The sequence below is a fragment of the Armatimonadota bacterium genome (genome assembly GCA_029907255.1).
GTDB lineage: Bacteria > Armatimonadota > UBA5829 > DTJY01 > DTJY01 > JAIMAU01.
Genome location: JARYMF010000025.1, coordinates 1 through 7555 on the forward strand (window position 1 = coordinate 1; position 7555 = coordinate 7555).

At 46.9% G+C, this 7555-nt stretch carries 5 protein-coding genes and 1 rRNA gene; 1 reads left to right on the top strand and 5 read right to left on the bottom strand.

The window, feature by feature from the left end:
- From QHH26_13540 to QHH26_13560, 5 genes are all read right to left on the bottom strand, one after another.
- The coding region (locus tag QHH26_13540; protein ID MDH7482973.1) for a hypothetical protein at window positions 1-188 on the bottom strand (188 nt) is incomplete at its 3' end.
- Between the two features lie 111 nt (window positions 189-299).
- Window positions 300-1292: an ABC transporter permease gene (locus tag QHH26_13545; GenBank protein ID MDH7482974.1), complete on the bottom strand. Its 993-nt coding sequence runs from the start codon at window positions 1290-1292 to the stop codon at window positions 300-302.
- Between the two features lie 103 nt (window positions 1293-1395).
- Entirely contained in the window at window positions 1396-2892 is a 1497-nt protein-coding gene (gene gguA / locus QHH26_13550; GenBank protein ID MDH7482975.1) for a sugar ABC transporter ATP-binding protein, read from the bottom strand.
- 34 nt (window positions 2893-2926) lie between these two features.
- Entirely contained in the window at window positions 2927-3850 is a 924-nt protein-coding gene (locus tag QHH26_13555) for a substrate-binding domain-containing protein (protein MDH7482976.1), read from the bottom strand.
- 47 nt (window positions 3851-3897) lie between these two features.
- A complete protein-coding gene (locus tag QHH26_13560; protein ID MDH7482977.1) occupies window positions 3898-6531 on the bottom strand; it encodes a tetratricopeptide repeat protein in 2634 nt (877 codons plus the stop codon).
- A gap of 483 nt (window positions 6532-7014) precedes the next feature.
- On the opposite strand from QHH26_13560, the gene QHH26_13565 reads away from it, so the two are divergent.
- Window positions 7015-7555: ribosomal RNA gene (locus QHH26_13565) — 16S ribosomal RNA — on the top strand; the annotation flags it as partial.

Below are 7555 nucleotides of genomic sequence, written 5' to 3' on the forward strand. Positions count from 1 at the left end.
GTGTAGACAAGCGGAAAGTATTGCGAGGGAGAATCTAATGTAAACCATATCCTCCTAAGCCCATCCGGAGCCGTTAGGAGCGTATTCTCGGTAACATAGACGTCGTCGTCCCAGATATATCCTCCTTGTATTGCCGGGATGTAGGCGACGAAGATTAGGATGACAATCGTAGCGGCACCAGCAGCCATAAGGATAGCTTTCCTTCGGCTTTTAGAAAATACACTCTTTGAGGTGATTTGCGACGTGAAGTTTGGCATAAGAGCCCTTATACCTAATCTATCATGCTCGTTAAGCAACGGTCAAGTTCGGCGTGTCAATTGGTCAAGAATTACTGCGCCGAGGATGACAAAGCCTTTGGCGACCATTTGGTAAAATGCTGAGACTCCTAGAAGTATCAAACCGTTGTCGAGAACGCCGATAACTAGTGCTCCGATTAGTGTGCCTAACACTGTTCCACGCCCGCCCATAAGGCTTGTGCCCCCAAGCACTGCTGCAGCAATTGCGTTTAACTCGAACATCGTCCCTGACTTTGGGTCGCCAGATGCAAGGCGCGTTGCAAGGAGCATTCCGCCGAGACCAGCGAGCATTCCACACAGCGCATATATTTTTAACTTGGATTGTGCAATGTTTATTCCCGAAAGCCTTGCCGCTTCTTCATTTCCACCTATGGCATACACATGGCGGCCAAATTTCATACGGGTTAGCATAATGTGCCCTAATGCGACTACAAGGAGAGCAATGAATACCAGTGTTGGTATTCCTGTATGTGGAATGGTTGATGCACCGAATTCTCTAACAGCGCTAGGTAAAGGGCTCACTGGGCGACCGTCAGTATAAACATAAGCAAGGCCTCGGGCAATTGTCATCATTCCCAAAGTTGCCACAAAAGGAGCTACTCGAAAGACAGTTATTACGAGTCCATTGAAAGCCCCGGCGATTGCGCCGGCTAGTAGAGCGATAACCGCTGAAAGTATGATTGCATATTCAGCGGATAGCGGATGAATAACGGTGCTTTGGCCAATTACCAAGCCATCGCACAGAACTTTCATAGAAATTACGCCGGCAAGTGCAAGAACCGAACCAACGGACAAATCAATTCCGCCAGAGATGATTACAAAGGTTAAGCCAACTGCTAATATCGTGTTGATGGCTATCTGCCGAGAAACATTCTCAATGTTTCGGGCGCTGAGAAAAATACCATCAGTGGTGTAAGCAAAGTAAATGCTAAGGAGAATGAGGAAAATAACAATACCATATTGGGATGTGTTTCTAAGGTAAGAGGCTAGCTTCATATTTAAAACCTTAGGCGAAATATGGAGTATTAAACAGACAATGCATATTTAAGCGCACGTCAGACGCTTGGGTTGAGTTTTAGTTTTGAACCCTGGTTTGCCCCTACTGCCCTCCGGTGGCAAGGTGCATTATTTTTTCCTGAGTTGCTTCTTCTCTAGAAAATTCGCCGGCAATTCGCCCCTCGTGCATTACAATAATCCTGTCGCTCATGCCTAAAATCTCCGGTAGCTCGGAGGAAATCATTATGATAGCTGTACCGTTTGCCGCCAATTGGTTCATCAATTGGTAGATCTCAACTTTTGAACCTACATCGATGCCCCGGGTTGGCTCGTCAAATATTAAGACCTTAGACCGGGTGAAGAGCCACTTTGCAAGCACAACCTTTTGCTGAGTGCCGCCGCTTAAGTTCTGGACTTGTTGTTCTATGCTTGGCGTTTTTATCATTAGATCTTCGACAAACTTCAGGGCTGCCTTTCTCTCTTCACGGCGGTTAACAAACCCAAACCGTGTAAGTGAATCAAGGTTGGCAAGGCTAATGTTTTCTCGGACTACCATCCCCAATATTAGGCCTAGTTCCTTCCGGTCCTCGGTGACAAGGCCAATGCCCAGCTGAATTGCATCTCTTGGCGAGCGAATATCTACTCTGGTCCCATTTAGCCATATCTCGCCTGTGTCTATGGGGTCTGCGCCAAATATTGCACGTGCAAGTTCTGTGCGGCCTGCGCCGACAAGCCCTGCAATGCCAAGCACTTCGCCTTTGTGAACTGTAAAACTGATATCATGCAGAATCCCTTTTCGAGATAGGCCTTTTATTGTTAGTGCTGGGGGACCAAACTCGACGCTCTCTTTGGGAATCTTCTCTTTGAGTTCGCGCCCAACCATCATCCGAATGATTTCATCGCGGTCAATCTCAGAGACTGGCTTTGTTCCAACGAGCTTGCCATCTCGGAGAACAGTTACCCTGTCTGCTATTTGGAAAATTTCCTCCAACCTATGGGAGATGTATATGATGCTAACGCCCTTGCTCTTGAGTGAGCGAATCAGCTCGAAGAGGTTTTGGAGCTCGTGTTCGGTAAGTGTTGCGGAAGGTTCATCCATTGCGATAATGGAGGCATTTCGTGATGTCGCCTTTGCCACTTCGACCATCTGCTGCTGGGCGACCGAAAGGCGGTTAACTGGTGTTCGAACGTCAAGCTTCACTCCAAGAGAGTCAATTACCCTTTGAGCTTCTGCATACATAGTCTTGAAATCCACAAAACCAGGTAGTATCCCCTTTGGCTCGCGACCAAGGAAAATGTTCTCAGCAGCATTGAGGTATGGGACGAGGTTAAACTCTTGGTAAATGATGCTTATGCCGAGGTCCATTGCCTTTTGCGGCGAGGTAATATGAACCACCTCGCCATTTATGCGTATTTCGCCGGAGTCCATTGGTTGAGCGCCGGCAAGAATCTTCATGAGTGTGGATTTTCCGGCGCCGTTCTCGCCGACAAGCGCGTGTACTTCGCCTTTTGCAACTTCAAAATCTACATTATCAAGCGCCTTTACGCCAGGATAGGTTTTTGTGATGCCCCTCATTTCGAGGGCAAGCTTTTCACCCATGTTTTCTACCCAGTTTTAACTTCTCCTAGAAAGTTTACTTTTCTGCTTGTAGCGACTTTTTGTCTATCAAACCAACTTCGATGGGTACAACCTTTGGAACTTTTTCGCCTCTTAGGTACTTGGCAACCATTTTTATCGTCATTTCGCCTATTTTTCGCGGATACTGGACTGCATCAGCTTTGAGGGGGCTGTCTCTTAATATTTCATCCCTTGCTTCTGGGTCGCCGTCATAGCCAACGATAACTATATCATTCCGCTTTGCTTGTCGTATTGCTGCTAATGCACCTAAAGCAGTACTGTCGTTTATTGCGAACACTCCATCTAGGTCAGGATGCCTTTGTAGCATGTTCTCCATCACATTCATCGAGGTTGTACGTTCGCCATCCCCTGGCGGGCGGTCGATTATCTTAATACCAGGGTACTTCGAAATTGCTTCGACAAAGCCCTTGGTTCGGTCGCGGACGCTCATGACTTTTGGGTGGTCGATGATAATAATCTTTCCTTTTCCTTTTAAGAGCTTTGCCATGTACTCGCCAGCCAAACGGCCGCCAGCTACATTATCAGAAGCGATATGACATACAACATCGCCTTCGTTTGCCTTGATGTCTGCAGTGAAAACAGGAATTTTAGCTTCGTTCGCTCGTCGAATCGCCCCACCAATTGTATCGGAATCAACAGGGCAAACAACGATTGCATCTACTTGTTGTGTTATGAAATCTTCAATTTGTGCCTGCTGGTCATCCATTTTGAATTCGGCGGATTGTATGTTAAGCTCGATGCCTTCTTTCTCAGCAGTTTCCCGCATTGCGGCTTCAAGTTCTTGGTAAAATGGATGGCTTTTGGTAAGAAGTGTAACGCCGACGCGAAATTCCTTTTTGCTTTCCTCCTTCTTACTGCATGACGAAATTGTAAGCGCTAGGACTGTGCCCAGCATAATTGCCCCAAACTTTGTTCTCAACTGAACCCTCCTTAGGTTAAAAGGTATTGGGTTGTGTTCACCTCGTTTCATTTTGTCTGCTCAACGGGAGCAGGCGCAGGCTCTGCTGGCGGATTGGCGCCTTCAGCCGGTTTGTTTTCATTTGGTGGTGGCGGACTCTGTGCTGGCGCTGGCGTTTGGTCCCCAGGAGCAGGTGGGGAGACTTCGGGTGGCGTTCCAAGCAAGTCGTCCATTGCTTCCTTTAGGAATGGGTTGTCAGGCTGTTCCTTCAGCAGCTTTTTGTATATCTCTATTGCCTTTTCTTTCTCGCCTTTCTGAGCGTAAATTTGTGCTAGCCTGTAGCGCGGGTATATATCAGCAGGGCGGTCTTTCGCAAGTTGTTCGTATTCGGCAATCGCCTCGTTTATCATGTTTTGTCGTTCGTAGTATTGGGCAAGCGAGCTGCGAGCCATGATATCGTTTGGATCTTTTTCGATCATTTCCTTGTACATGCGAATGACATCATCCTTGAGCTGAAGCTTGTCAAAAACAGCTATCAAGCTTTCCCTTGCAGCTCTACTATTCGGGTGCTTTTTGAGGTAATCCTCGAAAAATAGGATTGCTTCGGAAAGCGAACGGGTCCTTTCGTGCGAATCAACAAGAGCCATCATAGCCGAGCGGTTGTTGGGATCCTTATTTATAAGATTGATAACGAATTCTCGGCCAGCTTTGGCGTTGTCGTTTTTTTCGTATACGCGCAACATCGTATCAATTGCCTGAGCGTAAGTGGGGTCAATAGCAATCGCTTCTTTGAATTTTGCAATTGCCTCATTGTCTTTTTTCTGGTCAACCATTATCCGGCCAATTGCCCAGATAGCATCGACATCTTTAGGGTTTTTCTTTAGTAGAACCTCATATTCTTTAATTGCTTCGTCGTATTGTCCATTTCTATTTAACGCTTCGGCTAGTGTGCGCCGTGCTGTTGGGTCATCGGGGGCCCGGCTGGCGAGTTTTCTGTATTCAGCAATTGCTTCTTCTTTCTTGCCGAGCTGTTCGAGCAACCTGCCGATATTTTTTAGTAAGAAGACATTGTTTGGAGTGATCTTTTCGATTTCTCTATATTTTGCAATGGCGTCTTCGATTTTACCCTGTCGTTCGAGTATTTCGGCTATCCTAGCAAAAGGCATTGGGTTTGTGGGGTCTGCCTTTGCAAGAGCTTCGTATTCCTTGATAGCTTCTTCAAGCTTGCCTCTACCTTCATATATTGATGCGGCTGAAAGGTATGCAGGCTGAGCTTTTGGAGAAATCTGCTTTACCTTGTCATAGTATTTTAGTGCCTCGTCATAGTTTTTCATTGACTCGTAAACTTGCGCTATGGTTGTCAAAGCTTCCACATTATTAGGCGCAATTTCGAGCATCTTTTTTGCTTCGTCTAGGGCTTCTTTAAACTTTTGCTGCATCCGCAGAAGCCTAACTATGTTCACATATGCCTGAAGCTGTTTTGGATCATTTTTCAAATGCTGGCGGTATACTTCTATTGCTTTGTCATAATTATGTTTGCGTTCATAGATGGCAGCTATTAGACTAGTCGTTTCAATATTCTTGGGATCGACGGAAAGTAGTTTGCGGTATTGCGTAACTGCATCGTCATACTTGCCTTGCTGCTCGTAAATATACGCCAAACCTTGGTAGTTGCTTTTTTCTTTTGGATTAATTTTTATAGCTTTCTCAAACCATTTTTTCGCTTCATCAAATTTACCAATCTGGGAATAACATACGCCTGTATTGGAAGCGGCTAAGTCGTCCTTTGGGTCGAGCTCAGAAGCTTTGGCAAACCGTTTTGCGGCTTCGCCATAGTTTTTAAGTCCAAAATACGCGCGGCCTGCTTCGAAATAAACTTTTGAGTTTTTTGCATCTAGGCGTGAAAGTTTATCCAATGCATTGGCTGCTTCCTTGTATTGCCCTGCTTGAATGCCTGCTGAGCCCATAAATGCAAGGTAGTTCTTGTTTTGTGGGTCCAAGGCGACGGCTTTCTTGATGCTTTGGAAGGAGGATTTCCAATCGTTCATTTTCGCCTGACATGAGGCAAGTGCGTACCATGAGTATGCATCTTTGGGGTTGATATCTGTAACACGTTTGAAAGCAGCAGCCGCCTCTTTTAACTTGCCTTGGCTTGCGAGAACTGAACCAAGGTTAAACTGAGCTTGCACGTCCTTTGGATTCAGCTTTACTGCCTCTTTAAACTCAGCTTCTGCAAGCTTAAACTCTTTTTCCATTGCATATGCCGTGCCAAGTTCCATATGGGCATCGGCTAATTTAGGATCAAGAGATATAGCTCTTTTCAGGCTGGCTTTGCCTTCATCGCGTCTTCCAGCACGAAGACGAACCTGTCCAAGCATCAAATGAAGCTTAGCATCGTTTGGCTTCCTACCTAGACCGGCTTTTAGGTAAGCCTCAGCGGATTTTAAATCTCCAGTCATGAAGCTTATCTGCGCTAGGTTGGCATAGGCAGGGATGAAATTAGGGTCAAGCTTGATTACTTTCTTTAGCTCGACGGCAGCTTCTTTGAGTTTGCCTGCTTTAGCAAGCTGCCCAGCCTTATCGTAAGCCGCCTTTGCGGGGCTTGTTGGTGACGCCTTCGAATGTTGTGCTACGGCAATGCATGGAAGAATCACCAAAAGGAGAATCCATGGGATTAGGAAACGAAACGGGTTAGTGGGCATATGAGTCCTCTTTGCAATTATTTGAGATGCTGATAATTTTTCAACCGACCGGTAGTGTGAGAATTTTAGGATATTGCATGCCAAAAGTCAAGGCGCAAGCATTGGTTCAAAATAGAAACAGCCACCCCCCACAGGTGGCTGTTTCTGGCTTTTTGGGGTAAAGAAAGCTCTCCGATCAGCGTATAGGCTTTCTTGCCCAAAAACTGATAGTCATATATTTATCTTGAAGCCGCGCCTACTTATCTGGGTTGGTTTGGCTGTCTCTTTTGAAGCTTTACTGCTTGTGTGTCTTTGCCAAATCGCTCCATCCAAAATAAATGCAAGAAGTATGCCAAAGCGAGTTCAAAAATTTGTAAATGTTGAGGTTGAGCTGATAGTTGCGTTTATCATGTGGCAAGAACGGGCACACAATATTTAGAAGAAATGCACCTTGACAATTTGGTTCGGCGAAGCCGGCTTGGAACGCTTAAAAATTAGCAAAGGTTCTGGGAGGATCTGATCCCAGTCCAGGGCGAACGCTGGCGGCGTGCCTAACACATGCAAGTCGTACGGAGGAGCGGGAAGACAAAAACGAAGGGTGGTTGTGTTTTGCAACCTTGACTCCCACACTCCCGCTCCTCAGTGGCGAACGGTTGCGTAACGCGTGGGCAACCTGCCCTGGAGACCGGGATAGCCCGTCGAAAGGCGGGGTAATCCCGGATGTGGCCGGTCTGACGCATGTCAGACCGGTTAAAGGGAGATTAAACTCTCCGCTCCAGGATGGGCCCGCGTCCTATCAGGTAGTCGGTGGGGTAAAGGCCCACCGAGCCGATGACGGGTAGCTGGTCTGGGAGGACGGCCAGCCAGACGGGGACTGAGACACGGCCCCGACCCCGAATCCCGGAGGGTAAGATATCCGATAATTTGGCCCAAACTCTCCGGGAGTAGGGGGCAGCAGTGGGGAATCTTGCGCAATGGGGGAAACCCTGACGCAGCGACGCCGCGTGAGGGAGGAAGGCCGCTTAATATTTGAAATTCAATTTCT

What these genes read in the sequence shown, in the direction of transcription:
- QHH26_13560 (MDH7482977.1), bottom strand. Translation starts at nt 6,531, where the DNA reads ATGCCCACTAACCCGTTTCGTTTCCTAATCCCATGGATTCTCCTTTTG.
- QHH26_13545 (MDH7482974.1), bottom strand. Translation starts at nt 1,292, where the DNA reads ATGAAGCTAGCCTCTTACCTTAGAAACACATCCCAATATGGTATTGTT.
- gguA (MDH7482975.1), bottom strand. Translation starts at nt 2,892, where the DNA reads ATGGGTGAAAAGCTTGCCCTCGAAATGAGGGGCATCACAAAAACCTAT.